This is a genomic window from Belliella alkalica, from assembly GCF_022549785.1.
In the GTDB taxonomy this organism is placed as follows: Bacteria; Bacteroidota; Bacteroidia; order Cytophagales; family Cyclobacteriaceae; genus Belliella; species Belliella alkalica.
Genome location: NZ_JAKZGO010000093.1, coordinates 1 through 577 on the forward strand (window position 1 = coordinate 1; position 577 = coordinate 577).

The 577-nt window shown below is 40.6% G+C and carries 1 protein-coding gene; it reads right to left on the reverse strand.

The annotated features are described in order from the left end of the window. On the reverse strand, nt 1-577 hold a 577-nt coding region (locus MM213_RS20800), incomplete at both ends, for a hypothetical protein (protein WP_241414797.1).

Below are 577 nucleotides of genomic sequence, written 5' to 3' on the forward strand. Positions count from 1 at the left end.
CATGGGATGATGTCTGAGAAGTTTGGTGGGGGACACTCTTTGTAAAGAAAAGTAGCGGAGATGATCATGCCCGTAGCCTGATCAGTCAATACATAGAAATAATAAGTACAATTCGCATCTGCTAATCGAGCGGAAGCATTGCTATCTGAGCTAATACCTACTTCATAACCAATTTCTGCCATTGCTTCCAATTCATTCATGTTGATATCGGACCAGATTATGCCGATTTCTTCAGAGGGGTTTCCTATGAGGTATTGATCTATGACGGCTTCATGTCTTTCGGCTAGATGCCTGAGGTTAAGAGTTCCTGAAACAAGTTCTATGACTCCAGCTCTGAGTAATTCACCTTCTGTACCATACTCGAATACCAATCTACGAATATAATTCTGATCTCCATATTCCCTATTCATCCACCTGTGATATGGAGCTACAAGAAATGTGGCTTGTTTTTCTACCAATTTTGACTTTTCCCATACAGGAAAGTAATCGCCATAATTGCTGACTCTGCCAGTTTTGCTTTCAGGCTTTCCAAAAGTACTATTCAGGTCATAATAATCTTTGGCTTTGGCTAGGAGTT